This window comes from Providencia sp. (genome assembly GCF_040396775.1).
Taxonomy (GTDB): Bacteria; Pseudomonadota; Gammaproteobacteria; order Enterobacterales; family Enterobacteriaceae; genus Providencia.
In genome coordinates, this window is the sequence record NZ_JBEBNT010000017.1 from 60,960 (window position 1) to 87,135 (window position 26,176).

The following is a 26,176-nucleotide window of genomic DNA, read 5'->3' on the forward strand; positions in this document are numbered from 1 at the left end:
TTTATTCAAAAAACTTAAAGAATGGTGATAGGCATAACAGCACACCAAAGAAAATGATGAACCACACTGTTGGGCCTTTAAATTTGTGTAGTGCGGGCACTTTGTAAACCAGATAGCAAGGGATCAAGCAAGAAACAATACCAAACAGTGGACCACCTAACTGCATAAAGAACAGGATAGAGAATCGTGTTGAAACCCAGAACCACAGTGCGATGATCACCCCTAAACATACACCATAGTGTAATACGGTTTGGTTAATACGCTCTTCAGGCATGAATCGAGTGAGGATATTCACCACAATGCCTTTTATGGCTTCTTGGAAGCCCAAATAAATTCCTAAGAATGCCGTTAAGATAGCAAAAATATTCAGCAATGCTGTCATCACTTTCACCACCGCACCAGGTATAACCTGTGCAGCAATCGCCAATGCAGAGATATTTTGCTCAAAAGCGGATACGGCTTGTTCATGGCTAATTGAGAAAGTAAAAGAAAATGCAAAGAACAAGACAGCAACGGCTAAAATAATATACGCCACTCGATTAGCTCGTATTGCACGATAAGTGGCAATACGCTTATCACTTTCAACCTTACGATAGGCAATGTTCATTGGGCTTAAGATTTGCACAAATAAAATAGAAAATAACGTAAATGGCAGCGTTAAGAAAACATCTCGCATAAATGGAAGAAAATCAGGAAATGCGGTGATATTGGCAAAGTTCCAATATGGCACCATCACCACACCAAGCAGCACAATAATACCAAACTTCACGATAACCATTGGACCAGACACTTTAAACAGCAGTCTTTCCCCTTGTGCCGCTATCGCCACTAATACTGTAATAATAATCAAACCATACCAAACCGAATCAGATAATAGTCCCTCGGTTAACCCGAAGGTTTTAATATACGAGGCGCTATCGAAGGTCACGGCTAATGAATAAGAAAACATGCCATGCAATAACATTAAGAAATACGCGATCCCTAATGCTATCCCCCAGTTTTTGCCTAAATATTGTGTAATAACACTCGCATAGTCATTACATTCTTCAGATTCTGATAATGTTCTGAGATATAAATTTTGTAGCCAATAAATTGCTGGATAAGAAAGCATCGTAGCGGCAATAAATACCCAAATACCTTTAATACCGATTTGCACAGGCATAAATACAATTCCTGAGCCAATCGCCATTCCAATACATAAAATCACCCAGCCCACATCATATTTTGTAAAAGGGATTTTTTTGGTATCAATCGGATTTCCTGCACTTGCCTGAATACTATTAGACATAGTCTATTCCTCAACGTTATAGATTTAATTATTAAAAAAGTTAGGAACAACGTTATTTGCCGGCGTTAATTTTTTATTATCGCCATTTTTTAATACTGGTGTGGCACGAGCAAACTGCGATAAATTCACAATTATAGTATGCTGGAATAAACGGCTTTGATAGGGCAGGACAATGCTAATAAATAAAAACACTTTTGCGTTCAAAGCAAAAATTGACAGCTACGCGATTTTTCGACATTTGGAGTTATTTATCAAAATCGTCGAATGTAATAGCTTTAGCTTAGCTGCGAAGAAGCTGAATGTAACGCCATCATCCGTTAGTCGAGGGCTACAACAGCTAGAGGATCAACTGGGCGTCGTCCTGCTAAAGCGCACAACGCGAAATTTTATTTTGACCGATGCAGGGCGCTATTTATTGCAACGATCGCAAAATTTATTGGCTGATCTTGATGACTCGCTGATCAATACCGCTAGTTTTTATCAACACGCTCAAGGGCAATTAAAGATCACTTGCTCCATTGCATTCGGTGTCTGCCATTTAATGCAAATATATAGCGAATACCGCGAAACGAATCCCAAAGTCAGTTTATCCGTTGACCTAAATGATGAGCTGATCAATTTAAATGAGGTGGATTTTGATATTGCATTACGTATTACCAGCCACCCACCTGAGAATTTCGCGTTACGGAAAATTTGCAACATTAATTGGGTATATTGCGGCAGTCGAACCTATTTCGAGCGTTATGGTATTCCTCAATCCCCTGCCGATATCGCATCACATAATTGCTTAATTAACCCGAATATTCCTGACACATGGCGAATGACAGATAAAGACGGTAGCGCTTATCCTTTGGAAATTAATAATATGATTGAGGTGAACAGCAGCTTAGGTTTATTAGAAGCCGCACGTTGCCATCAAGGTATCGTTTGTTTACCCACGTATATGCTAGGCAATTATATTGAAAATGGGGAACTGATCCCTGTCTTACTAGATTACGACCCTAAATCAACCCCGTTTGCGCTGTACGCTTTATATCACCCTGCACATACACATTCACCGAAAATCAGAACATTTATTGATTTTTTAGTGGAAAAAATACCATCAGACCCACATTGGGACCATTGGATGCGCCAGCACGCCTCGTAGTGATACTTCGTAATAATAGTGCAGAAACTAAAAAGGTTGAGTTTTATAAAAACTCAACCTTTTCGATTAGGAAAAATTAATTGGCATTAGCCATTAATGAATTTTTCACCTAATTCGATATCCGCTTTCAGGACATCTAACATATCTTTCAGCGCTTTTTCTTCGAATGCACTTAACTTACCGATTGGCAGGTGTTTTTCGATACCGTTTTTACCTAAAACAACCGGTTGTGCGAAGAAACGTGCGTGTTGGCCTTCGCCTTCAGTGTAAACACACTCAACCACGTTGCTTTCACCTTGCAGACCACGAATTAAAGATAAACCTAAACGTGCCGCTGCTTGGCCCATAGACAGTGTCGCTGATCCGCCACCCGCTTTTGCTTCAACAACTTCAGTACCCGCATTTTGGATACGTTTTGTTAATGCTGCGATTTCGTCATCAGAGAAGCTTACGCCTTCAATTTGTGATAACAGGGGCAGAATTGTCACGCCAGAGTGGCCACCGATAACTGGCACTTCGATATCATTGACGTTTTTGCCTTTTAATTCAGCAACAAAAGTATTAGAACGGATGATATCTAATGTAGTCACACCAAATAAACGGTTTTTGTCGTATACGCCTGCTTTTTCCAGAACTTCAGCAGCGATTGCAACGGTGGTGTTCACTGGGTTAGTGATAATACCGATTAATGCTTTCGGGCACGTTTCTGCAATTTGTTGAACCAAGTTACGAACGATACCTGCGTTGATGTTAAACAGGTCTGAACGGTCCATGCCTGGTTTGCGCGCAACACCCGCAGAGATAAGAACAATATCCGCACCTTTAAGTGCAGGTTTTGCATCTTCACCCGCAAAGCCCGTCACTTTAACATCCGTTGGGATGTGGCTTAAGTCAGCAGCAACACCTGGAGTAACTGGTGCGATGTCGTAGAGGGAGAGTTCTGAACCGGCTGGAAGCTGGTTTTTGAGAAGAAGGGCGAGAGCCTGACCGATACCACCTGCTGCACCTAGGACTGCAACTTTCATTCTGAAACTCCTTAATTTGTACTTTAAAAAGATATCACTTTATTTGTTTATACACTCAATACATTACGTATAAAAAACAATTTCTTAACAGATAGAGAGAGAGTTTAACGCTAGAGAATTTGTTGACTAATTGCCACCATTCTAAACAAATTCCTTATCTGTTAATGAGATAACGGGCACTTTTTTAACAAATAGTTTTTCTCACTATTGCTTTTCGCACAATAAGTTGTTTTTACTGTTCATTATTCAAGCAAAAACCATTTTATTAACAATAAACTTACAACTTTTATAAGCCAAATTCATTGCTCTATTATGCTAATGTTTAATACTAACTATTTAAGATAAATTAACCATTAGCGCTACAAACGAAATAACATAAAACCCTAAGAGTGCTATTATCATTGATTATTAAATCATCATAACGCAATTTTGTTGCATAAAAATGCACTTTTACGGATAATACAACTTAGTTTAATGCCGATGAATGGGTTAATTATGCGCACTCCGTCTAAACAAGAAGACTTAGTTAAGGCTTTTAAAGCCCTACTCAAAGAAGAAAAATTTAGCTCTCAGGCTGAAATTGTCACGGCTTTGCAGGAAGAAGGCTACGAAAACATTAATCAATCTAAAATTTCCAGAATGCTCACCAAGTTTGGTGCCGTTCGTACTCGCAATGCGAAAATGGAAATGGTGTATTGCCTGCCAACTGAGCCTGGTGTGCCAACCGCCACCAGCCCATTGAAAAACCTCGTTTTGGATATCGATTACAACCCATCAGTTGTGGTGATAAGAACCAGCCCAGGTGCAGCTCAATTAATTGCTCGTTTACTGGATTCATTAGGTAAAGCAGAAGGTATTTTAGGAAGCATTGCAGGGGATGATACGATTTTCTCTACACCTGCGAATAACTTCACGACAAAAGAGCTATACGAAGCAATTTTAGCGTTGTTCGAACAAGAGCTCTAAGTTACATCAATCGCTTGATGCAACACTAAGGGGGAAAAGCATCGACTTTCCCTCTTTTTATTTAAGCCAAAGATTAGGGGCTCTACCGTGCTATTCGACATTTTTCGCAATATTGTGCATTACGGCTTTCACTTTTTGATGCCTATTTTGTTCGCTTATCTGTTTTGGCGAAAAAATTGGAAGCTAGCTGCATTGATTATGATTGCGACGATGGCTATTGATTTAGACCACCTATTGGCAAACCCTATTTTCGATCCTGAGCGTTGTGGTATTGGCTTCCACCCTCTTCATTCCCTTTGGGCCGCAATTGCCTATGTTATCTTGCTGTTTATGCCATCGTGGAAGCTCAAAGCGGTGGCGGTCGGGTGCTTATTCCATCTTTTTACCGATTCACTCGATTGTTATATGGGTAGCTTAAAAAAAGAAATGAATAGCCCAGTGACATTAAGCTGGGTGATAGACCAATGCCCGTTCGACACTTCAGACATAAAAAAACCCCAGCAATCTTAATAAACACTGGGGTCTATCTAGCCCATTATCAGTAGGCTTAATTACTCATCCACTTCAATTTCCGCTTTGGCTTTTAAACCTGCCAGCAATTTCCCATGGATACCTTCAAAGCCACCGTTGCTCATCACAAGGATATGGTCACCCGGTTGCGCAGTCTCAATCACCATATTGGTTAGGGCCTCAATATCCGCACTCCAGCGAGCAGGCTGCACACATTTCTCAGCGATGTCAGTCACCATCCACGGAATATTGGTCGGTTGGAATAAAAAGACTTCATCGGCTCGGCCTAAAGCCGGGGCGATATCGTTTTTATTCACGCCCAGTTTCATGGTATTAGAGCGGGGCTCTAACACGGCAATAATGCGAGAAGTCCCGCCAACTTTACTGCGTAACGCTTCGAGTGTTGCCAAAATTGCAGTTGGGTGGTGAGCAAAATCATCATACACACTCACACCATTTTCCACACCACGCAACTCAAGGCGTCGACGTGCGTTGATAAATTTATCCAATGCAATACAGGCTTCTTTCGCAGGTACACCAACATGATGAGCCGCTGCAATCGCCATCAAACCATTTTGGATATTATGGTTACCCACTTGCTGCCAAGAAACTTCACCCACTTTTTCTTGCTGATAATACACTTCAAAATGGCTGCCATCGTGATTTAGCTTCACAGCTTGCCATTCGCCATGTTCACCGCCCACCAGCTCTTGCTCACTCCAACAGCCCATGCCAATCACTTGTTTTAAATGATTGTCATTGTCTGGGGTGAAGATTTTACCACTAGCAGGCACGATACGAACAAGGTGATGAAATTGTTTTTGGATTGCTTCGAGATTTTCGAAAATATCCGCATGGTCGAATTCAAGATTGTTTAAGACCAACGTTTTCGGGCTGTAATGCACAAATTTTGAGCGTTTATCAAAGAAGGCGCAATCATATTCATCGGCTTCAATGACAAAGAATGGGCTTTCACCTAGCTTGGCGGACACATCAAAATTACCCGGCACACCACCAATCAAGAAGCCTGGTTTATAACCACAATCTTCTAAAATCCACGCAAGCATTCCTGCAGTTGTGGTTTTACCGTGCGTTCCTGCCACAGCCAGTACCCAACGCTCAGGCAATACGTGGTCATGTAACCACTGAGGACCTGAAGTGTAAGGTAAACCTCGTTCTAATACGGCTTCAACACATGGGTTACCACGTGTCATGGCATTGCCAATCACTACCATATCCGGAATCGGTTCGAGCTGAGCTGGGTCATAACCTTGAATAAGCTCAATGCCTTGATTTTCAAGCAATGTGCTCATCGGTGGGTAAACATTGGCATCCGAGCCCGTCACTTTATGGCCTAAAGATCGCGCCAATATCGCTAAGCTTCCCATAAAGGTACCGCATATACCTAAAATATGTATGTGCATTCTTTTTCATCCAATTAGCATGAGGTTTGTCACTATTCTACCCATCAATAGCAGGTTTATAAATGCATTAACCTATTAATCTTTTTTTTATTTAGTTAAACTCTCCCCCGCGCGGGGTATAATCGTCCCGCAAAACCTTTGTCAATTTTATTCAGGACCTTCGTCATGAAAACATTAGGCGAATTCATCGTCGAAAAGCAACAAGATTTTCCTCATGCAACAGGTGAGCTGACGTCATTACTGTCAGCGATTAAACTGGGCGCTAAAATTATCCATCGTGATATTAACAAAGCTGGACTCGTCGATATTCTTGGCACTAATGGTGTGTCGAATATTCAAGGTGAAGTCCAGATGAAGCTTGACCTGTATGCAAACGAAAAACTGAAAGCGGCCCTAAAAGCACGCGGAGAAGTCGCCGGTATCGCCTCTGAAGAAGAAGACGAAATTGTCATTTTCGAAGGAGATCGTGCAGAAAACGCAAAATATGTCGTATTAATGGACCCACTTGATGGTTCTTCGAATATTGATGTAAACGTTTCCGTCGGGACAATTTTCTCAATTTACCACCGTATTACGCCAATTGGCCAACCTGTGACTGAAGCAGACTTCCTGCAACCAGGTAACCGCCAAGTTGCTGCGGGTTATGTTGTTTACGGCTCATCAACCATGTTGGTTTATACCACAGGTGTTGGCGTACACGCGTTTACTTACGACCCATCTTTAGGCGTGTTCTGCTTATCTCATGAGAAAGTCATGTTCCCATCAGAAGGCAAAATGTATTCCATTAACGAAGGTAACTACATCAAGTTCCCTATGGGCGTTAAAAAATACATTAAATACTGCCAAGAAGAAGATAAAGCAACAAACCGCCCTTATACCACACGCTATATCGGCTCTTTAGTCGCAGACTTCCACCGTAACTTGCTCAAAGGGGGGATTTATATTTACCCAAGCACGGCAAGTCACCCGAATGGAAAACTGCGTCTACTGTATGAGTGCAACCCAATTGCATTCTTAGCTGAACAAGCAGGCGGTAAAGCAAGCGATGGTGCGAACCGTATTTTAGATATTATCCCAAGTGAATTACACCAACGTGCTCCGTTCTTCGTCGGAACAGAGTCCATGGTGGAAAAAGCTGAATCATTCATGCGTGAGTTCCCAGACGCTGAATAATCCAATTCACTAATGCTAAGAGGCGGGGCTTCCCGCCTTTTTTGTCCCTTTTTTTCGCCAACTAGTGAGTTTTGTCCCTTTTTGCGGCTATAATGTCCTCCACGCTATCTACCCGAAAAAGTTAGTGACTTGAAAGTCGATAACTCACACTATTTAATCAATGCGTTAATAGTCAGCGGGTAAATTCATTATTCACACAAAGGATGCATTTAAATGGGCCTGAACAATGTACCGGCAGGTAAAGATCTGCCAGAAGATATCTACGTTATCATCGAAATTCCAGCTAACGCAGATCCTATCAAATACGAAGTTGATAAAGAATCTGGCGCGCTGTTTGTAGACCGTTTCATGTCAACAGCGATGTTCTATCCGTGCAATTACGGTTACATCAACAACACACTGTCTTTAGATGGTGACCCAGTTGACGTGTTAGTCCCAACGCCATACCCATTACAACCAGGTTCAGTCATTCGTTGCCGCCCAGTTGGCGTCCTGAAAATGACCGACGAATCAGGTGAAGATGCAAAATTAGTGGCGGTTCCACACACTAAACTGAGCAAAGAATACGATCACATTAAAGATGTGAACGATATCCCTGAGTTACTGAAAGCACAAATCACTCACTTCTTTGAACATTACAAAGATTTAGAAAAAGGTAAGTGGGTTAAAGTTGACGGTTGGGATAACGTAGAAGCTGCGAAAGCGGAAATTGTTGCCTCTTTCGAACGCGCTGCGAAAAAATAATTTTCCTTTCACGGAAATATTATTGAAGGCTCTGGTTAACCCCAGAGCTTTTTTTATACCTTTAAATGTAAAAACGCCGGCAATATTGCCGGCGTACTGCACATTGTCCACTCAACGAAATAGTGTGTGGTTATTTTTCTTCATCACGTTTGAGCCAGTCGCCGCTTTTAATTTGGCGCAGGCCATCAACCGAATGCTTATACAGATATATCCAAGCGTTGCCATATGGCGTTGGGATCAACTCTCTTACATAATCCTGGGAGTTTTTCTTTAGCTCATCTAGCTCGGTCAAAATCGATGGATTGATGCGATACACCTCACATTCAATGAAGCCATCGCCTTTCACCACCGCGGGATAAAATCCAAGATCATACAGTTCATAGCCTTCTAGCTTATGCTCGCCTAACAATTGAGCATAAGTCATCCAGTGATGATTTCCTTGCTTTTGTCTTAAGCTGCCATAAACAATTACACGCATAATCTAAAACTCAAATTGGTAAAGGAGATCCAAGGCCTGGTTCACACCAGACACAGCTTCTAAATACAATTTTGGCATTAATCGATAACGTAAGGTCAACGTTGCCAAGGAGTCAAAGATACCAACACCATACTTCACTTGTAAATCATTAGTTATCTTACCGCTCACCACAACTTGGGAACCGTCTCCCACACCTTGTGTATCGAGTGCCAGATCAGAAACCCCAAATGTTTCACCGATTTTACCCACCAGTTGCCCACTTTGAGCCACACCCAGACCGATAATCATCGACGTCATTTGTGAGCCATTTGCGTCACCACTTTCTAAGCCTTCCCCTCTTAACAGATAAGAAAGTGCCTCTTGTTGTGTCTTGGCGGGCTCAGAGAATATCTCGACTTTCGGTTTGTCTGCAAGCCCTGTGACCTTAACACCTGCGATGACATCATCCGCCGTGTTCTCTGGGTTACGAATCGCTTCTAAATTTAAGAACGGTTGGTCCGCAGGCCCTGAAAATTGAATTTGCCCTTTACGGACAATCAAGTCCTGGCCATAAGCGCGGAAACGCCCTGCTGGAATGTCAATTTGACCATTCAAGCTTAGCCCTTGCTTATTCTGCAACACCTTCAGTAACCCTGTTAAACGCGCTTTTAGGCCAAACGCATCTAACCGCACATCATTACCAATCTTAATATCCAAATTGGTTTGAATTGGAATCGAAGGCGCTTTTTCCTCAATCGGCTTCAAGTTACTGTCTAACATCACCACATCGGACGATGCGCTAACCGCTGACTCTGGTAACTCTTGAACCGTAATTCTCGCCCATGGAATAGTCACCGAGCCACTTAACGTTAAGAGCGATGGAGAAGCATCAAACACGATATCGGGCTGCACATCGATTTTAATCATCGGTGGCATAGACACACGCAGGTTGTTTCCACGCGCCATCACTTTCGCCCGCCATGCATTGATATTGCGCCAATCTGCATCACCATCAATGTTCAAGTAGCCTTCCGGTGTGTTGATCTGCCCATTCATCACCGAGCTGGTACCATTGAAATTAACACCTAAATGGCCACTTTTAATATCAAACGGGATCATCGCAGATTTAATTTCTAAACTGGAAAGTGATAAGTTCCCATTTAACAGTGGATTATTTGCTGAACCCCCTAAGCGTAAATTGGCACTTAAACGCCCGTTAGCCACTTCTTTTTGGCCCAGTAACGGTTTGATTAAATCCAAGGTAATGGAATTGATTTCAACATTACCTGATAACAAACGGCGTTTTTCAATATCTGAAACTTGTAGGTTTCCGCGCATCTGCCCGTTATTGGTGAGGCCAAATAACCAGTTAAGGTCGGCTTTGCCGTTTTTCAAGGCGGCGCTGAGTGTTAACGTATCAAATGCGATAGGTAAACGCGCTCCTTCAACAAACTGAGTCGCTTTGACGTCATTACCACGTAAATCGACCTGCACTTGTGGCATGCTACCATCGGCTTTCCAGCTCGCATTCGCTTTACCACTAAATACCCCACTAACACGGGTATCTTTTGGCATAAACGGTTTGATCATCGCTAAGTCGAAGCGCTCTAACACAATATCTGCGCTGCCGCTTTTCCCTGCCTTAATCGGTTTTGGCACACATAAACGCGCGTTTGGATTCACCCAACAATGGCTGCCAATGGTCACTTCTTGCGTTTGATTGGCATAATTGAGTGACATGGCTTGGTTTAAGCGCCATTCTCCCACTACCGTATCAAATAACGTATTTGATAACGTGCCTTTCCACACCTCAGTTTGACGATCAAACCCACCCGCTAACGCTAATTGGCCAGAAACAGGTTCGCCTTTCATGTTTAATTTCAGGGTATGCTGTTTTTCGCTACCTTTGGCATCTAACGTCAAGTTGCTAACGACTAAATCCCCTTGCCTTAACTGACGTAAAACAACGGATAAATCCCCTTTAATTTGCTCACCGGTCGCAACATTACCTTTGATAGCGACATTTTCGATAGCAAGGTCATTTTGCCACTTCACGCCTCGGGCAGTGAGGTCAACTAAGGCTTCTGGGGTCTGCAAATTACCGCGTAATTTCACATCCCCAGCAATCACCCCACCAAGCCCTGGCAATAATCCATTGAGTGCAGGTGCACTAATTTTGGCATCAAGGTTCCATTTCTCTGCGAGAGAGCCCTTAACATCCACATTATTCTTGCCTAACGCTAAATTAAAATGCGGAATATCCCATTGGCCAGCGGCGTTACCTTTCGCCTGTCCACGCGCTTTGAGTAAGTTATTTTTAACATTACCATCGAGCATAATTTCAGGGATATCTAACTGCCAACTGCCGCCATATAAGCTACCGCGAGTGGCAATCTTGCCGTCCACTTTTGCTGGCCATTCTGGATACTGTTTTGCGGTATTGATCCCTGACAGTGTCAGTACCGCATTCCAGCTAATCGCTTTGCTCCAATCAGCCACACCGGTAATATCCGCATTCCCTTGCAATGCAGCAAGGCGCAAACGCGTTAAATTAATTTGCTCTTCGTTACCTTTCGCATCCAGCATCAAGGTTGATGGCGGTAAATCTTGCCCCGTAATTGCTGAGCGCAACGATAAATCATACGCTGATGGGCGGCCATTTAAACGCAAGCGCGTGCCATCTAATTTATACTGCGCATCGCCGACTAGCGGCCATGCTAGTTTATCGCTTTCCAAAGTGAGCAAAATCGGCAAATCGGCTTGGGATAAGTCCGTTTCTGCATCCAGTGTGGCGTTAATTGGCCCTTGTAAATTAAGCGCCAGTTTCAATTCATCAATCAACCCGCCTTTGAGGGATAAATCAACTTTCTGCCCATCCAAATCCTCTAAGCGGCTTTCTCCAATAACCGACAATGAAACGGGCCATTTATCTTGCAGCGTTGCAGTCCCAGATAATGACACATTGCCTTGCGGCGCATCCACTTTGAGCTGTTTAATCAACACTTGTTGCCCTTGATTGGACAAACTAAGGTGAAATTGGTTGATTTTAACGTCAGTACTGCCCGTTAATTGGAAATTCGAAGCATTAATCCCTTCCACATTTAAATCGACAGGGAGAATAACTTCGGGTAACTCGGCTAATAATGGCTTCGAGAATAATGCCTTAAGCTCATCCCCAAGAGATTTTTGCTCATTGATTGGTGTCGGGTCTGGCTGTTTTTCTTCAACAGGCTGTTCTTGTGGGTCTTCAGGCAAGTTTATTGCTAAATCAATAATATCCGTCGGAGTAAGGGTAATTGCTTTGCCTTCCCATGTCGCCCCTGTGGTGAATTTCGCCAAATCGATAGCCATACCATCTACAGTGACATGTGTTTCCATCAATGACAGCTGGTTTAAACGAATCGTTAAAGGCGCTTTTAGCTCTGTTAACGGCTCAGAAGGCGGGGTCTCTTCCGATGGCGGAAATTGTGAGGTATCAACGTTAACGGTGACATTTTCCGTGCCTAATGCATTAATACACAGTTCACGACTCGTTAAACACCCTAATTTCACGGCTAAATGCAGTTTCCCTGCATTGACATCCACACCCGGCATTTGGTATTTCACACCCGTTAGGGTGAGATCTCGAATATCGCCATCAATTCCATCAATGGTTAATTCAGGGACAAAACGTGTTACCGAATTTAAGGCAAAGTGAAAACCTGATTTCGTGCCAATTACCCAGCTAAGCGCACCAATCACCAGAACCAGAATCAATAAAATGGCAAGGCTGACCCATTTTAACCACTTCAACCACCTCATAACTCTGTCCCCAAACCGATATAAAACTGAATTTTGTCATTATTGGAATCACCAATCGGTGTTGCTAGGTCAAATTTAATTGGCCCAACAGGGGAAACCCAACGTACACCAACACCAGCCCCCGTTTTGAAGTCACTGGTTTTAATGTCATTGACGGCTTCACCGCTATCTACGAAGGTCGCCCCCCACCAGTTTCCGGTGAAATTATATTGGTATTCGATTGAGCCAACAGCCAGTTTTGAGGCCCCAGTGAGTTTGCCACGGCTATCCTCTGGTGAGATTTTTTGGTAACCATAACCGCGCACGCTACCATCGCCCCCTGCGAAGAAACGCAAGTCAGGTGGGACTTTGTCAAAATCGTTGGTTTCAATCCAGCCAACGTTACCACGCACAATGAAACGGTGGCCTTCCCACGGCGTTCTGATCCACACGTTTTTGGCTTGTAAAACCGCAAAGTCGATATCAGAACCCCAAATTTTATTTGAATAATCAATGGAGTAACGTTGACTATCTCCCCACGTTGGCATCACACCACCACGTTGGCGGATACGGCTGACATAAGCACCCGGATATAACAGCATCGTGGTATTCGTGACGTTGGCTTGGGTAAAGTTACTCAACATCCAACGCATATTGACACCATATTGCCAACCCGAGGAATATTCCCAGTTACGAGACACATTCAGCGTTGTTGTATTTGCTTGAGTATCATTCAAGTCAGTACGCTTAAACCCGCCTTGTACCGCATAATATTGCTCAAGCGGATTGGCTTTTAAGGGAATCTTATAACTTGCATCAATCACTTGCTCTGGTTGAGACAAACTAATGCTAGACGTTAAGCTTTGACCTCGTGAATTCACCCACGGTTTGTTCCACGTCGCTTTCACGCGAGGGCCCACATCCGTTGCGTAACCTCCACCAAGTTCGATAAAGTTCCTCGCCCGTGGCACCATCACCCCTTCCATTGGCAGCACATCTGTACCGTCGCCACGTGCTTTAGCAATATTTGGCGTCACAATCGCGGAAGAGAACCAACCCGTTTCCGCTAAGCGGCGGTTAAACTCGGCAAGCTGTTCTGATGTGTAATATTCCCCTTCTTTAAAGGGGGCGAGGTTATTGAGGTAATCTGAGCGAATTTGCGAACCTTGATAAGAAATGGAGCCAAACCGATAACGTTCACCACTGTTAAAATCAAAATCCCAATATGCGGCGTGGTGATCAAGCGAAATCCCTAGCTGGCTCTTTTCCATCACGGCATCAAAATAGCCTTTACGGATCGCTAAGCTACCAAAGCGGCCTTTAAAATCTTCATAGTGACCATCGTTTTGCACAATATCGAGCCTTGGTGTGAATTTCCACACCATCTCTTTAAAGTCTGGATCTGTTTTTGCCCCACCTTGAAGTTCAACCTTCACGCCTTTCAGTAAGATAGGCTCACCCGGATTCACCTTGGCGGTTAATATCGAGCGTGCGGGCGGTGTTTTTTCTTCATAACTAAATTCAACAGTCGGTTCGTAATAACCTAGCGGCTTTAAACCTTCCTGAATTGCTTTCTCGACACGCGCTCGAAAACGGCCATTTGGCACCACTTCGTCTTGGGATATATTAGAAAGCTGTACTCGAACGTTTTGATTAAGTTGTCCTTCAAGTCCTTCTATATTAAGACGAAGATTAGCTGCATGCACAACTGGCGCAGCCGCTGTTAAGCAGAGAAAACAGATTAGAGGGTATTTCGACACGCCTGCTCCTAAGGTGGTAAAAAGATTGACTAAAGGCTTCATATCAATTTATTTTGAGTAAAATTAGCGCGAGACACAAGTTTTTATCCTAATTTTTAGCTTATTTGTGTGGTCAAGACCAATAGGAATCATTATGCCTTTTAATAAATTTCACTCTGCAAATATTTCACAGCCTCTGCCTGGCAGAACCAGCGCACTTTCTTATTCACCATATCACGCTGTTAACCATCATTCGATTGAGATTATTCCTAAGAATATGGAAATTGCTTATTTTGCAATGGGTTGTTTTTGGGGAGTAGAACGATTATTTTGGCAGCAACCGGGGGTTTACACAACCTCTGCAGGCTATTGCGGTGGTGTGACACCTAACCCAACCTATGAAGAAGTTTGTTCAGGGCGAACTGGTCACGCAGAAGCTGTACGCGTTGTTTTTGACCCACAAGTTATCAGTTACGCTCAACTATTGACGCTATTTTGGGAAAACCACGACCCTGCCCAAGGCATGCGCCAAGGGGGCGATATCGGTAGCCAGTACCGTTCAGGAATTTATACATTAACAGAAGAACAAGACCAGCAAGCAATGAAAACGTTGCAGGCCTACCAAGAAGCCATGAAGGCACAAAATGATATTCGCCCAATCACTACAGAAATCACGCCATTGGAAACCTTTTATTTCGCTGAGGATTACCACCAGCAGTATCTGTATAAAAATCCAAATGGTTATTGTGGCTTAGGTGGTATCGGTGTTTGCATGCCACCGTCTTTAACTATTTAGCACATAACCGATTTATCTTTTATTTATTCTTTAATTAATATTTCAGAAATAAATATATTCAAAATTATTCGTGTTATAGGTAGGCGGCAAACGAAGATATCTCGGGGAGCATACACAAGTATGTGACCCGAGTAGCTGAGAGAAGCCAACACCCCTATAGCGCGAAGAATGAAGAATATTGACGAATATCTCGCCACCCATCTATACTAACGACACATATCAACAATTTGCGCATGTCGCGCACCGTATATTTGCTTACTCAATATATTTTAATATTCGAGACTATGCCTTTAAAGATTTTTGAATTTGATAAATTCACCCTTTGAAAGGCTGGATAACTTATGCTCAACAGTTTACTGATCGTCCTTTTATTATGTGCTATTAGTGCATTTTTCTCTTTGTCAGAAATTTCACTGGCAGCTTCCCGCCGCATAAAACTCAAGCTAATGGCCGATGAAGGCAACATTAACGCGGCTCGTGTTCTGAAATTACAAGAAATGCCTGGTATGTTTTTTACCGTGGTGCAAATTGGCTTAAATGCCGTTGCTATCCTTGCTGGTATTGTCGGTGAGTCCGCATTTTCCCCGGCTTTATATGATGTTTTCATTCAGTTTTTATCCCCTGAGTGGGCGCAAAAAATCGCATTTGTTCTCTCTTTTACCATCGTAACGAGCTTATTTATTTTAGTGGCTGACTTAACGCCAAAACGTGTTGGTATGGTGAAGCCTGAGGCCATTGCTATTCGCATTGTCAACCCAATGCGTTTTTGTTTAGTGGTATTAAGCCCTCTTGTTTGGTTCTTTAATGGCCTTGCCAACCTGTTTTTCAAATTATTTAAATTACCTGTCTCCCGCAATGAAGATATTACTTCTGATGATATTTTTGCGGTGGTAGAAGCGGGGGCTGTTGCGGGTGTTTTACGTAAACAAGAACATGAATTAATTGAAAATGTATTCGAATTAGAGTCACGTACTGTACCTTCCGCAATGACACCGCGTGAAAGCATTATTTATTTTGATAAAACCGAATCAGAAGACAGTATTAAACATAAAATTTCCACCCAACCACATTCAAAGTTCCTTGTTTGTGAAGGGGACATTGACCATGTTATTGGTTATGTCGATTCCAAAGAATTACTGAATCGCGTGCTGAATGGGCAAAGTTTAAGTTTAAATGATGGCGTGCATATCCGTAGCACCCTGATGGTGCCAGATACACTCTCACTATCGGACACATTGGAAGCGTTTAAAAATAACGGTGTCGATTTTGCCGTCATCCTCAACGAATACGCCTTAGTCATGGGGGTCATCACCATCAATGACGTCATGATTACGTTGATGGGTGATTTAGTTGGGTCAGGGCAGGAAGAGCAAATTGTCGTACGCGATGAAAACTCGTGGCTCGTTGACGGTGGGACGCCTATCGAAGATGTACAGCGTATTTTAGATATCGATGATTTCCCAGACTTTAGCAACTATGAAACTATCGCTGGCTTTATGATGTACCGCTTGAGAAGAATGCCAAAACGTACGGATTACGTGAAATACGCCGGCTATAAGTTTGAAGTGGTGGATATCGACAACTACAAAATTGACCAGTTGCTTGTCACGCGGGTGACTGCGGCCCCTTCACCAGTTGTTGTACAGCCAGGTAAAAATACTATTGAAACGGCTGACGCAAAACAACAAACAAAAGATACTGAACATTAGTGCTTGTTAGCGAAGCCGTTTCTTTCAATGCGCCACCCTGTGTGGCGCGTTATTAATCAAAACCAACTTTGACTAACCTACCCTAATTCAGCCTGTAACAATAAAACTTGTTTGTTAACTTCGCTCATCACACTGTAATGGCGTTTATCACTGACTTTTGGTGGTAAAATCTTCCCATAATTAAACTCAAATGCCCCAAAATCCTTTATATAGAGCCGACCACTGAAAAGTGTTTTAACATAAAGAGCAATTTTAGATGGGTTATAACGGTTAAAAATTTTCATTCGAACTTTTCCTCCCCTTTGTTCTTACGTACGGCACCTCATAATGCATACCGTACAATAATCATAGACCAGAAATTTCGACTTTGGTTCTAAAATTGCAGTTTTATTCAATTTGCTGACATAACATGACACTGTCAACTAACTGTTAAATTACCGTCAAACAGCGTATTTGTTCTGAATTTTAAAAAAATGTTAAATTTAACCTTGAAACTCATCCGATGAGCTATGCTATAAATACACGGAGAAAAAAATAATCTCCGGACTCATATAGTCACATTACAATTCAAGGGGCTTTTATGTTTAAAAACATTTGCATTTCCATTTGCTTACTCAGCTTATCCGCTATTGCAACTGCTGCTAATATTCAAATAAATCAATCTGTTCCTGCTGTTTCCGTCACCGATAAGGGTGAGCTAATTCTCAATAAAGACAATAAACTTGATTACCAACCGTGGAAAAGCCAGCAACTAGTCGGGAAAGTACGCACTATCCAACATATTGCGGGGCGTTCATCTGCAAAAGAGCTCAATGCACCGCTAATCGAAGCCATAAAAAATGCCAGATTCCCGCATGATACCTATCAAACCACCACAATTATTAATACAGATGATGCGATTTTTGGGACAGGGGTTTTTGTTAAAAACAGCGTTGAGGACAGCAAAAAAGAGTTTCCTTACTCACAGTTTATTGTCGATAGTGATGGCATAGTGAAAGCGGCGTGGGGGTTAAAACCTGAAAGCTCTGCGATTATCGTACTGGATAACCAAGGAAAAGTGTTATTTTTCAAAGATGGTGAGTTAAATTCACAAGAAATTGAAAAAGTCATTAGCTTGCTCATTTCCGCTTTAAAATAGTTGCGCCATCAATCCCTTCATTTAATTAGCCGCAAATGAAGGGATTAGCTTATCGCAGTGTTTTTCAAAAAACAGTGAGTTATTCTAAAATCCCCTTATAATAAACATGCATAATTATCTTCATTTTGCTAATAATCAATCACTGTCACTAAGGGTATTTAACGTCGCCAAATAATGTTGACGCGAAAACCGCCTGCATTGCCATGGGTAAAAACCACTTGCAGGTTATGTAATTCAGCAATGCGTTTAACAATAGACAGTCCCAATCCACTGCCTGTTTTTTCTTGCCCTGGTGGTCGATAAAACCGCTCACCTAAACGCTGTAATACCTCAGGGCTTACTCCCTCACCATTATCTTGAATTTCAAGGTGTTCTGCATACAACGTGATTGTTACTTCCCCCTTTTCTTTACCATAACGAATGGCATTGTGAAGTAAATTACGCAATAGCACACTGAGCAGCAGTGCCTGTCCTTGAAAAGGCTTCGGCGTTGAAACAACCGTTTGAATGATTGTCGTTTGTGAACTAGCTGCCTCTGACTCAATCTCTTTCACTGCCGCATCAATTAGTGCTTCCCACGTCAGTTCACGAGTATCATCCAACTGCGCTGAAGATTCTAACCTTGATAACGTCAGCAATTGGTCAACAAGTCGGGTTGCCCTATCAATGCCTTCTGTTAAGTTTGCGACTGCATGGCGACGGATTTCACGGTCATCTCCTGCAATTTGAACGACTTCCGCCTGCACTTTTAACGCTGCAAGGGGGCTACGTAACTCATGGGCAGCATCAGATGTAAATTGCCTTTCACGCACAAACATTTGGTTAATGCGACCAAACAACCCATTTACTGAGTCGATAATAGGCCTCGCTTCACTGGGGATCCGTGTCACTCGTATCGGTGTTAGTTCATTGGGCTTTCGACGATACAGCTGGTTTGCAACATCTTTCAGAGGGCGTAACGCACGAGTCAGTAACCATAGAAATATCAATAACATCACAGGCAATGCAACCAACCATGGCATAAATTGTGCGACCATAATATCCGTCGCCATCTCTTGGCGATATTCCCACTCTTGCCCTACCGCAATCACATATTGCCCATCCTGTGATTTTAGCCAGACAAACCGCCAAGGGTCATCACTCCCCTTCATCGCACCATCTGTAAAACCTTCTCGCGTAAAATCAAAACCAATATCACGGCCATTATCACCATCGTTAAGCACCATTTCCCCTTCAGGGGTAAATATGGCAAATGCGAGGGCATCATCGTCCTGATGGCCGCGGTTCTTACGCAATAATTTTTTTGTTTTGGTTAGTGAGGGTTTAGTTAACTCGAGGTCTGAAGGCAATACCGACAGTCGCTTAGCAAAAGCCATCTGCTGCGTATCAAATAACTCATTGATAGTCTTATAGGTTTGGTACCATGCTAGTGAGCTGGCAATTCCCCACGTCAGCAACGCAAGAAATAATAATGTTAAGGTGAGCTTAAGCCGCAAACTAAATGTTTTCATTGTTCATTATCACCAAGCCGATAACCCACACCGTGGATTGTCCGAATAAATTTATTCCCCAATTTGCGCCTTAAATGGTGAATATGCACCTCGACAGAATTGCTTGAGACTTCTTCATCCCAGTTATAAAGCTTTTCTTCAATCAACGCGCGGGATAATACTTTGCTTGGATTGTGTAAAAATAGGGAGAGCAATGCGAATTCTTTACCTTTAAGTTGAACAGGCTCACCATGTACTGTCACCGTCATGGCCACAGGATCCATTTCAACCTCACCATGACTGAGCTTGGGGGTAAGTTGACCACTTCTACGGCGGATCAACGCTTGTAAACGCGCCATCACTTCCATCAATGCAAACGGTTTACACAAGTAGTCATCTGCGCCTTGCTGTAAGCCTTGAACTCGCTGGTCAAGGGCATCCCGCGCAGTAAGAATTAATACAGGCTCATCCCGCCCTTCTGTGCGCCAGTGCTTTAAAATATCCATACCATCAATATTTGGCAGAGATAAATCCAGAACGACTGCATCATAGGGCGCATCAAATAATGCACGCTGCCCCTGTTTACCATCCATAAACCAATCAACAGTAAACCCAAGCTGTGTTAAACCGACTTTTAATCCGTCACCTATCAGTCTGTCATCTTCAATTAATAAAATACGCATAATCCCCCCATATCGGAATATTATTATATTTATCTTATACTCAATAAGATGACTAGCTATTATTAAGCAAATTAAAAATATAATGCATTATGCAAGTTTCTTAAGATCCTGTTAAGATTTACCTGTTTTAATACCCTCCATACAAACCCGTTAATGTTTTATTTGGAGATAACGACGATGAAAAAATTACCTTTAATTGCTTTAGTTGCCGCCCTTGCTTCCACGCCAGTTTTTGCTGCTAATGGCGGTTTTGATGGCCCAGGTGCTGTTGCCAATACAACAACACAAACTACCCAATCAGGCGGCTTTATTGGCCCAAATAGCGGTGAAATGACCGTCGCAAAAGCGCTTGATATGTCAGATGATAGTTGGGTTATCTTGCGCGGTAATATTATTAAACAGCTTGATCATAAACATTATGAATTCACTGACGGCACAGGTACCATTAACCTTGAGATCAGCGAAAAACGTTGGAATGGCATTAATGTCACACCAAAAGATAAAATTGAAATTCGCGGTAAAATCGATAAAGACTGGAATTCAAGGGAAGTTGAAGTTAAACAAATTCAGTTAATCAAATAATTAAGCCCTACTGTTATATCGCCAGCTTTCAGCCCTCACGAGAAAGCTGGCTTTCCTCAAAATCTTATTTCTTGCTGTTTTTAACGGTGCTAAATTAGCCTTAAATATACTTGTTCGCGAAGGCCATACAATGACTGTTAAACAACCGAAACTGCGCAATATCCAAGAAAAACTTCTCTCAGATAATTGGTATATTTTAAAAAAATACACCTACGAACTACAAAGGCGCGATGGCAGTTGGCAACAACAAGAGCGCGAAGTGTATGACAGGGGAAACGGTGCCGTTATTTTGTTATACAACAAAATTAAAAACAGCATTATTCTTATCCGCCAATTTCGCATGCCAATGTATGTAAGTGGCTACCCTCACTTTTTAATTGAAGCAGCAGCAGGCCTACTTGAAGATGCTTCACCAGAGGCGCGAATTATTGCCGAAGCCGAAGAGGAAACGGGTTTCAAAGTTGATAAACTGGAAAAAATCTTTGAAGCTTTTATGAGCCCCGGTTCTGTCACAGAAAAATTGCATTTTTATATCGCTGAATATAACGATAATAATCGCAGCAATGCAGGTGGCGGGCTTGCAGAAGAAGGTGAGGATATTGAAGTGTTAGAATGGCCATTCCCTAAAGCACTTGAAGCTATCAAAACAGGGGAAATTGTTGATGGTAAGACAATCATGTTAATACAGCACCTTGCCTTAAATTCCATTCTGAAAAGCTAATTACCTTTATCAGCTCACCGCAATTTAAATACATTGTTGTGGGCTTTATCTTATATCCCTCAATTTTAATGAGATACTTGATTATACATTTCACTCATTAAAAGAAGTGCTTAATTTACATCAATCAACAAACGACAATCGAAACGTGATTAAAATAAATCTTATAATTCAATTAAATACAAACATGTCATCTTTACTATAAATAAAGATGCTTTCGCTTTGACCTCCCCTTTAAAAAACCTTAGATTAAAAACATTATATATTTTCGCCATTTTAATATTGTCATTTTACGAACCCTATTTTTATCACTAATGAATTTAAATTAATTTTCAAGCCATACCATTTTCATTAAGGAGCTAAATAAGATGATACGTTGTGTTCGTATGTGGACAGGTGAAGATGGAAATTCCCTGTTTGAAGAAGGCACACTGGAACTCGATAGTGTTGCCCGTGGGGATAGCCAAACCCCAGCCATTTCAGTCAGCGAACTGACTTTCCGTGAAACCGTCTCAGGTGGATCATGGGATTGGCATAAAGATCCCGTTCCTCGCTATGTGATCACACTCACAGGCACCTTAGAATTTGAAACCAAAGATGGTTCTAAATTTATTATTAATCCGGGGGATATTTTACTCGCTCAAGATAATACCGGAACAGGCCATAAGTGGCGGTTGATTGGTGACGACCCGTGGCGGCGTGCTTATGTTGTCTATCAAGAAGGCACTGATCTGTGCTTCACACCGACCAAAAAATAGAGGCTTTTTTATGACTAAACCTATAGCAGAAAATGTTGATATTGCGCTGATCGGTGCAGGGATCATGAGTGCAACACTCGGTACTTTCTTAAAAGAACTTGAACCATCACTAACAGTTGCAGTTTTTGAGCGCTTAAATGATTGTGCGCAGGAAAGCTCACATCCGTGGAATAACGCGGGAACAGGCCACGCTGCCAACTGTGAGATGAACTACACCCCTCCTAATCCTGATGGCACTGTCGATATCAGCAAAGCCCTTGAAGTGAATACAGAATTTGATTTATCCCGCCAGTTATGGTCATACCTTGTCACGAAAGGGAAAATCAAAAATCCGCGTGATTTTATTCACCCTTGCCCTCATATGAGCTTTGTTTGGGGCGCGGACAATGTCAAATTCTTACAGCAACGCTTTAAACAAATGTCAGCTCACCACTGCTACCACAATATGGAATACAGTGATGACCCAAAACAAATTAATGATTGGGCACCGTTGTTGATGGAAGGCCGCGAAGACGACAAAAATATTGCTGTCACACGTGTGGTCACAGGAGCGGACGTTGATTATGGTGCACTAACGCATTTATTAATGGCGCAACTCAGTGAACAAGCGGGTTTTTCACTTCACTATAAACATGAAGTCGTTGATGTCACACAAACCCCTGATGGCCGTTGGAATGTGGAGGTCAAAAACTTACTAACCCATGAAAAACACATTACATCGGCAACATTTGTGTTTGTTGGTGCAGGTGGGCGTGCTATCGAATTACTGCAAAAATCAGGTATTCCTGAAGGAAAAGGGTATGGTGGCTTCCCTGTCAGTGGTATTTGGCTACGTTGTGATGATGAAAAAATCTCGGCTCGACATCATGCAAAAGTGTATGGAAAAGCTGACAAAGGCTCTCCACCGATGTCTGTTCCGCATTTAGATACCCGAATTATTGGCGGAAAACGCTCCTTACTGTTTGGCCCATATGCAGGATTTTCCAGTAAGTTTCTAAAACACGGTTCTTATTTAGACCTATTTGAGTCTATCCGCCTTAATAATATTGAACCGATGCTGGCTATCGCAAAAGATAACTGGTCACTCGCAGAATATTTAGTGGGGCAAGTGCTGCAAACCTCCGCACACCAATTTGCCACACTGCAAAAGTTCTACCCTGATGCACAGCATGAGGATTGGAAAGAAGTTGTCGCAGGCCAGCGCGTGCAAATTATCAAGCCAGATCATGACAAAAAAGGGGTTTTAGAGTTTGGTACCGAGCTGATTACCAGTGCAGATAAATCATTCACCGTACTGATGGGCGCATCGCCAGGCGCATCAACCGCCGCCTTTATTACCTTAAACGTACTCAAAGACTGTTTTGCGGATCAGCTTAAAGCCGATGGCTGGGAAGCGAAGCTAAAAGCGATTATTCCAACTTATGGCATTGATCTAAAACAAGATGCAAAAGCGTGTTTAGATATTCGTACTGCAACCGCTAAAGTGCTGCAATTAGATAATTAATCATTGATAAGGTTGGGAAAGCACTTCCCAACCTTTATTGCATATTAGAATAAAATTACGCGAAAACCCGGGTTCAAAAATGACTCCCTCGGAGTGTAGTCTAACGTTTTTCCGTTCCAATCAACTACTCTCGCACCCGCTCCAATCGCAACTGCATGGCCTGCGGCGGTATCCCAAATATTCGTTGGCCCAAACCGCGGGTAAAGCTGCGCTTTTCCTTCCGCAACAAGGCAAAATTTCAGTGATGAGCCAATTTCAGCGGTCGTGTGCTCCCCCATTTGCGCTAAATAATCCATTAATTCACTATCTTGATGAGAACGGCTGATGACAATCACTGGCGGTTTTCCGTCATACACATGGATTTGCTGCTTATGCCCGCCTTCTTCTTTCCATGCTTGGTTTCCCTCTGCATAATAAAGCAACCCTTTTGCTGGAGCGTACACGACCCCCATAATGGGTATCCCATTTTCAATTAACGCAATATTGACAGTAAAATCCCCATTACGGTTAATGAATTCTTTGGTACCATCAAGTGGGTCAATCAACCAATAGCGTTGCCAGTGTTGCCTAACTGACCACTCAGGGGGATCTTCTTCAGAAAGTTGCGGAATATCAGGGGCAATGCGTGTGAGGCCAGCGGCAATAATATGGTGTGCAGCAATATCCGCCTCCGTGACAGGGGAGTTGTCACTTTTATGATCAACCCGCAACGGCTCTTGCGCATTGTAGGTTTCCATAATGGCATAACCCGCTTCTTGAGCCAGTTCGCAAATTTGTTGTAGCATGTTATTCACCTCTCTCCCGTTGACCTTTACAGCAAGAGTAGCAAGTGTGTAAAATTTACGCCATAAAAAATGCCTTAGTGAATAAAAACACCAAGGCATCAATTCAAATAGTGATTAAAACCGCTATTTTTATAAGATTTCTAACAACTCAACTTCAAAAACAAGTGTGCTAAATGGTGGAATTGATGCACCTGCACCGCGCTCACCATAAGCTAATTCATGAGGGATATACAGCTCCCATTTAGAACCAACAGGCATCAGCGTTAATGCTTCGATCCAACCTGGGATCACGCCACTAACTGGGAATTCAGCTGGTTGGCCACGTTGTACCGAGCTATCAAACACAGAGCCATCAATTAAACGGCCAGTGTAATGAACACGAACACGGTCAGAGCGAGATGGGATCGCACCTTCACCTTGGTTGATCACTGAGAATTGCAAACCAGATTCAGTCGTTGAAACACTATCACGTTTTTGGTTTTCATCGAGGAATTTTTGGCCTTCTTCTGCCATTGCAGCTTGGCGAGCAACACGAACTTCATCTGCACGTTCATGAATTTCACGTAATGCTTTGTGCAGGGTTTCAACAGGCACAGATGGCATATTGCCTTCTAATGCATCAACCAGACCTGCTAAAATTGCGTTTGGTACTAAACCTTCTAGACCAGACTCTAATAATTGCTGCCCAACTTGTAGACCAATACCGTAGCTTGCTTGAGCTTCTACTGAATCAAAATTTTGGTTTGCCATGAAAATACCCATATGGTTTTTGATAAAAAAACAAGAATAGCAGTCCCCCTGCTATGGGTAAACCCAAACCGTCAATCTAAATAATAAAACGCCTTGATGGCGTCTGAATTTGCTCAGTGTTCTCTGAAAAATCGTATCAAGCGCTTAAATTACCCAAAAACAGTGTTAGTATGCGTATAAATACGCCTTAATTAGTACATTACCTCGCCAAGGAGGAATGATGGTTAAACTGTCTAAATTTCATCTCTATAGCATTGCTGTATTAGTACTGGTTGTCGTGGTTGCCCTGTTTTGGCCAACGGGTGATAAACCATTGGATAATGCACCACAAAACCAGCCTATTATCATTCCACCACCAACAACACCAGAAATCGTTCCTGATCCTATTCAGACACCATCAGGCCAAGAACCCGAAGGTAATGTGGAGGGAATGCCGACAGAACCTGAAATTGTACCGGAGCCCATAGAACCAGCACCAACAGAACCGCCAACGGTAACACCACCAACACAGCCACAAGAGCCGCAAGTTACACGCCCATCGGTAAACGAGTGGCAAAATTACCGCGTTCAAAAAGGGAAAACTCTGGCGCAATTATTCCGTGATAATAATTTACAAGCTAACGACGCCTTTATCATGGCTCGCGTTGAAGGAGCTGAAAAGCCGTTGAGTAATTTACGTCAAGGGCAAAAAGTTCGCTTAAAAGCTAATGGGAAAGGGGAAGTTCAGTTACTGGAAACCACGGCTTCTGATGGGAAAACCTATAGCTTTGCAAGGCTTAGCGATGGAAGTTACTACCGTACACCGTAGTCACTAATGAATCGCCAATATGGAATGTCAGAAAATAAAAAACACCGGACTTAGCCGGTGTTTTTTGTTGGCGCCATCGATAAATCGACAACACCTATCATCATTATTGATTACTCAGCAACGATGATAACGTTCAGCTCTGCGAAAACATCGCTGTGTAACTGGAAGTGAACTTCGTGGTCACCAGTAGTACGCAGAACGC

General features: G+C 42.6%; 25 protein-coding genes. 13 read left to right on the plus strand and 12 right to left on the minus strand.

The features are described from left to right. Nucleotide 1 precedes the first annotated feature (1 nt). Nucleotides 2–1,288, minus strand: coding sequence for an amino acid permease (locus ABWP91_RS15960; protein WP_425299573.1), 1,287 nt, complete (start codon nt 1,286–1,288; stop codon nt 2–4). A 172-nt stretch (nt 1,289–1,460) separates the two neighbouring features. Between ABWP91_RS15960 and ABWP91_RS15965 the strand changes: the two genes are divergently transcribed. Then, on the plus strand, nt 1,461–2,435 hold the full coding sequence (locus ABWP91_RS15965) for a LysR family transcriptional regulator (protein WP_225820571.1): 975 nt from the start codon (nt 1,461–1,463) through the stop codon (nt 2,433–2,435). 86 nt (nt 2,436–2,521) lie between these two features. Here ABWP91_RS15965 and mdh read toward each other — a convergent pair whose 3' ends face one another. Continuing rightward, nucleotides 2,522–3,460: a malate dehydrogenase gene (gene mdh, locus ABWP91_RS15970; protein WP_353244076.1), complete on the minus strand. Its 939-nt coding sequence runs from the start codon at nt 3,458–3,460 to the stop codon at nt 2,522–2,524. A 495-nt stretch (nt 3,461–3,955) separates the two neighbouring features. Here mdh and argR point away from each other — a divergent pair, with 495 nt between their 5' ends. Further along, entirely contained in the window at nt 3,956–4,426 is a 471-nt protein-coding gene (argR, locus tag ABWP91_RS15975; RefSeq protein ID WP_219244895.1) for a transcriptional regulator ArgR, read from the plus strand. Between the two features lie 87 nt (nt 4,427–4,513). Next, the gene (locus ABWP91_RS15980) at nt 4,514–4,936 is read left to right on the plus strand and encodes a DUF6122 family protein (protein WP_353244077.1); all 423 of its coding nucleotides are present in this window, start codon (nt 4,514–4,516) and stop codon (nt 4,934–4,936) included. 41 nt (nt 4,937–4,977) lie between these two features. Here ABWP91_RS15980 and mpl read toward each other — a convergent pair whose 3' ends face one another. Further along, nucleotides 4,978–6,360 carry a UDP-N-acetylmuramate:L-alanyl-gamma-D-glutamyl-meso-diaminopimelate ligase gene (mpl, locus tag ABWP91_RS15985; protein ID WP_353244078.1) on the minus strand — a complete coding sequence of 461 codons (1,383 nt, stop codon included), beginning with the start codon at nt 6,358–6,360 and terminating at the stop codon, nt 4,978–4,980. Nucleotides 6,361–6,525: 165 nt separating this feature from the next. On the opposite strand from mpl, the gene fbp reads away from it, so the two are divergent. Together fbp and ppa are read left to right on the plus strand one after the other, a co-directional pair. Further along, complete coding sequence (gene fbp / locus ABWP91_RS15990; protein WP_047756321.1) at nt 6,526–7,533, plus strand: class 1 fructose-bisphosphatase; 1,008 nt, start codon at nt 6,526–6,528, stop codon at nt 7,531–7,533. A gap of 213 nt (nt 7,534–7,746) precedes the next feature. Beyond that, a complete protein-coding gene (gene ppa / locus ABWP91_RS15995; protein WP_353244079.1) occupies nt 7,747–8,277 on the plus strand; it encodes an inorganic diphosphatase in 531 nt (176 codons plus the stop codon). A 130-nt stretch (nt 8,278–8,407) separates the two neighbouring features. On the opposite strand, the gene ABWP91_RS16000 is transcribed toward ppa, so the two are convergent. From ABWP91_RS16000 to tamA, 3 genes are read right to left on the minus strand one after another with little or no spacing between them, the layout of a single operon-like run. Next, entirely contained in the window at nt 8,408–8,755 is a 348-nt protein-coding gene (locus ABWP91_RS16000; RefSeq protein WP_353244080.1) for a gamma-glutamylcyclotransferase family protein, read from the minus strand. Nucleotides 8,756–8,758: 3 nt separating this feature from the next. Next, nucleotides 8,759–12,535, minus strand: a complete 3,777-nt coding sequence (gene tamB / locus ABWP91_RS16005; protein WP_353244081.1) for an autotransporter assembly complex protein TamB — start codon at nt 12,533–12,535, stop codon at nt 8,759–8,761. Further along, on the minus strand, nt 12,532–14,274 hold the full coding sequence (gene tamA, locus ABWP91_RS16010) for an autotransporter assembly complex protein TamA (RefSeq protein ID WP_353244082.1): 1,743 nt from the start codon (nt 14,272–14,274) through the stop codon (nt 12,532–12,534). Before tamA ends, tamB begins: the two co-directional genes overlap by 4 nt. A gap of 133 nt (nt 14,275–14,407) precedes the next feature. Here tamA and msrA point away from each other — a divergent pair, with 133 nt between their 5' ends. Further along, nucleotides 14,408–15,049, plus strand: a complete 642-nt coding sequence (gene msrA, locus ABWP91_RS16015) for a peptide-methionine (S)-S-oxide reductase MsrA (RefSeq protein WP_353244083.1) — start codon at nt 14,408–14,410, stop codon at nt 15,047–15,049. A 341-nt stretch (nt 15,050–15,390) separates the two neighbouring features. Further along, nucleotides 15,391–16,758 (plus strand): polyamine export protein PaeA, encoded by a 1,368-nt coding sequence (gene paeA / locus ABWP91_RS16020; RefSeq protein ID WP_353244084.1) that lies wholly within the window; start codon nt 15,391–15,393, stop codon nt 16,756–16,758. Between the two features lie 77 nt (nt 16,759–16,835). Here paeA and ABWP91_RS16025 read toward each other — a convergent pair whose 3' ends face one another. Next, nucleotides 16,836–17,042, minus strand: a complete 207-nt coding sequence (locus ABWP91_RS16025; RefSeq protein WP_219244903.1) for a DUF1107 domain-containing protein — start codon at nt 17,040–17,042, stop codon at nt 16,836–16,838. A 296-nt stretch (nt 17,043–17,338) separates the two neighbouring features. On the opposite strand from ABWP91_RS16025, the gene ABWP91_RS16030 reads away from it, so the two are divergent. Then, the gene (locus ABWP91_RS16030; protein ID WP_353244085.1) at nt 17,339–17,896 is read left to right on the plus strand and encodes a YtfJ family protein; all 558 of its coding nucleotides are present in this window, start codon (nt 17,339–17,341) and stop codon (nt 17,894–17,896) included. 158 nt (nt 17,897–18,054) lie between these two features. On the opposite strand, the gene qseC is transcribed toward ABWP91_RS16030, so the two are convergent. Together qseC and qseB are read right to left on the minus strand one after the other, a co-directional pair. Continuing rightward, on the minus strand, nt 18,055–19,407 hold the full coding sequence (gene qseC / locus ABWP91_RS16035) for a quorum sensing histidine kinase QseC (protein WP_353244086.1): 1,353 nt from the start codon (nt 19,405–19,407) through the stop codon (nt 18,055–18,057). Then, nucleotides 19,404–20,069 carry a quorum sensing response regulator transcription factor QseB gene (gene qseB, locus ABWP91_RS16040; RefSeq protein WP_353244087.1) on the minus strand — a complete coding sequence of 222 codons (666 nt, stop codon included), beginning with the start codon at nt 20,067–20,069 and terminating at the stop codon, nt 19,404–19,406. Before qseB ends, qseC begins: the two co-directional genes overlap by 4 nt. Before the next feature lie 177 nt (nt 20,070–20,246). On the opposite strand from qseB, the gene ABWP91_RS16045 reads away from it, so the two are divergent. The 4 genes from ABWP91_RS16045 (at nt 20,247) to mqo (ending at nt 23,631) form a co-directional block, all read left to right on the plus strand. Next, the gene (locus ABWP91_RS16045) at nt 20,247–20,651 is read left to right on the plus strand and encodes a YgiW/YdeI family stress tolerance OB fold protein (protein ID WP_353244088.1); all 405 of its coding nucleotides are present in this window, start codon (nt 20,247–20,249) and stop codon (nt 20,649–20,651) included. Nucleotides 20,652–20,781: 130 nt separating this feature from the next. After that, nucleotides 20,782–21,372 (plus strand): NUDIX hydrolase, encoded by a 591-nt coding sequence (locus tag ABWP91_RS16050; RefSeq protein WP_353244089.1) that lies wholly within the window; start codon nt 20,782–20,784, stop codon nt 21,370–21,372. Nucleotides 21,373–21,737: 365 nt separating this feature from the next. After that, nucleotides 21,738–22,127 (plus strand): cupin domain-containing protein, encoded by a 390-nt coding sequence (locus ABWP91_RS16055; RefSeq protein ID WP_272573907.1) that lies wholly within the window; start codon nt 21,738–21,740, stop codon nt 22,125–22,127. Between the two features lie 10 nt (nt 22,128–22,137). Beyond that, entirely contained in the window at nt 22,138–23,631 is a 1,494-nt protein-coding gene (gene mqo, locus ABWP91_RS16060; RefSeq protein ID WP_353244090.1) for a malate dehydrogenase (quinone), read from the plus strand. A 44-nt stretch (nt 23,632–23,675) separates the two neighbouring features. Here the strand turns inward: mqo and cysQ are convergent, their stop codons facing one another. Beyond that, nucleotides 23,676–24,416, minus strand: coding sequence for a 3'(2'),5'-bisphosphate nucleotidase CysQ (cysQ, locus tag ABWP91_RS16065; protein WP_353244091.1), 741 nt, complete (start codon nt 24,414–24,416; stop codon nt 23,676–23,678). A 129-nt stretch (nt 24,417–24,545) separates the two neighbouring features. Continuing rightward, nucleotides 24,546–25,166: a BamJ family beta-barrel-assembly machinery protein gene (gene bamJ / locus ABWP91_RS16070; RefSeq protein WP_353244092.1), complete on the minus strand. Its 621-nt coding sequence runs from the start codon at nt 25,164–25,166 to the stop codon at nt 24,546–24,548. A gap of 220 nt (nt 25,167–25,386) precedes the next feature. On the opposite strand from bamJ, the gene ABWP91_RS16075 reads away from it, so the two are divergent. Next, nucleotides 25,387–25,974 carry a LysM-like peptidoglycan-binding domain-containing protein gene (locus ABWP91_RS16075; protein ID WP_353244093.1) on the plus strand — a complete coding sequence of 196 codons (588 nt, stop codon included), beginning with the start codon at nt 25,387–25,389 and terminating at the stop codon, nt 25,972–25,974. A gap of 110 nt (nt 25,975–26,084) precedes the next feature. On the opposite strand, the gene ABWP91_RS16080 is transcribed toward ABWP91_RS16075, so the two are convergent. Then, the coding region (locus tag ABWP91_RS16080; RefSeq protein ID WP_502935819.1) for a 50S ribosomal L9 C-terminal domain-containing protein at nt 26,085–26,176 on the minus strand (92 nt) is incomplete at its 5' end.

Bases quoted from the DNA above. Each gene is read 5' to 3' on its own strand.
- ABWP91_RS15960 (WP_425299573.1), bottom strand. From the start codon at position 1,288: ATGTCTAATAGTATTCAGGCAAGTGCAGGAAATCCGATTGATACCAAA.
- ABWP91_RS15965 (WP_225820571.1), top strand. From the start codon at position 1,461: ATGCTAATAAATAAAAACACTTTTGCGTTCAAAGCAAAAATTGACAGC.
- mdh (WP_353244076.1), bottom strand. From the start codon at position 3,460: ATGAAAGTTGCAGTCCTAGGTGCAGCAGGTGGTATCGGTCAGGCTCTC.
- argR (WP_219244895.1), top strand. From the start codon at position 3,956: ATGCGCACTCCGTCTAAACAAGAAGACTTAGTTAAGGCTTTTAAAGCC.
- mpl (WP_353244078.1), bottom strand. From the start codon at position 6,360: ATGCACATACATATTTTAGGTATATGCGGTACCTTTATGGGAAGCTTA.
- fbp (WP_047756321.1), top strand. From the start codon at position 6,526: ATGAAAACATTAGGCGAATTCATCGTCGAAAAGCAACAAGATTTTCCT.
- ppa (WP_353244079.1), top strand. From the start codon at position 7,747: ATGGGCCTGAACAATGTACCGGCAGGTAAAGATCTGCCAGAAGATATC.
- ABWP91_RS16000 (WP_353244080.1), bottom strand. From the start codon at position 8,755: ATGCGTGTAATTGTTTATGGCAGCTTAAGACAAAAGCAAGGAAATCAT.
- tamB (WP_353244081.1), bottom strand. From the start codon at position 12,535: ATGAGGTGGTTGAAGTGGTTAAAATGGGTCAGCCTTGCCATTTTATTG.
- msrA (WP_353244083.1), top strand. From the start codon at position 14,408: ATGCCTTTTAATAAATTTCACTCTGCAAATATTTCACAGCCTCTGCCT.
- paeA (WP_353244084.1), top strand. From the start codon at position 15,391: ATGCTCAACAGTTTACTGATCGTCCTTTTATTATGTGCTATTAGTGCA.
- ABWP91_RS16025 (WP_219244903.1), bottom strand. From the start codon at position 17,042: ATGAAAATTTTTAACCGTTATAACCCATCTAAAATTGCTCTTTATGTT.
- ABWP91_RS16030 (WP_353244085.1), top strand. From the start codon at position 17,339: ATGTTTAAAAACATTTGCATTTCCATTTGCTTACTCAGCTTATCCGCT.
- qseC (WP_353244086.1), bottom strand. From the start codon at position 19,407: ATGAAAACATTTAGTTTGCGGCTTAAGCTCACCTTAACATTATTATTT.
- qseB (WP_353244087.1), bottom strand. From the start codon at position 20,069: ATGCGTATTTTATTAATTGAAGATGACAGACTGATAGGTGACGGATTA.
- ABWP91_RS16045 (WP_353244088.1), top strand. From the start codon at position 20,247: ATGAAAAAATTACCTTTAATTGCTTTAGTTGCCGCCCTTGCTTCCACG.
- ABWP91_RS16050 (WP_353244089.1), top strand. From the start codon at position 20,782: ATGACTGTTAAACAACCGAAACTGCGCAATATCCAAGAAAAACTTCTC.
- ABWP91_RS16055 (WP_272573907.1), top strand. From the start codon at position 21,738: ATGATACGTTGTGTTCGTATGTGGACAGGTGAAGATGGAAATTCCCTG.
- mqo (WP_353244090.1), top strand. From the start codon at position 22,138: ATGACTAAACCTATAGCAGAAAATGTTGATATTGCGCTGATCGGTGCA.
- cysQ (WP_353244091.1), bottom strand. From the start codon at position 24,416: ATGCTACAACAAATTTGCGAACTGGCTCAAGAAGCGGGTTATGCCATT.
- bamJ (WP_353244092.1), bottom strand. From the start codon at position 25,166: ATGGCAAACCAAAATTTTGATTCAGTAGAAGCTCAAGCAAGCTACGGT.
- ABWP91_RS16075 (WP_353244093.1), top strand. From the start codon at position 25,387: ATGGTTAAACTGTCTAAATTTCATCTCTATAGCATTGCTGTATTAGTA.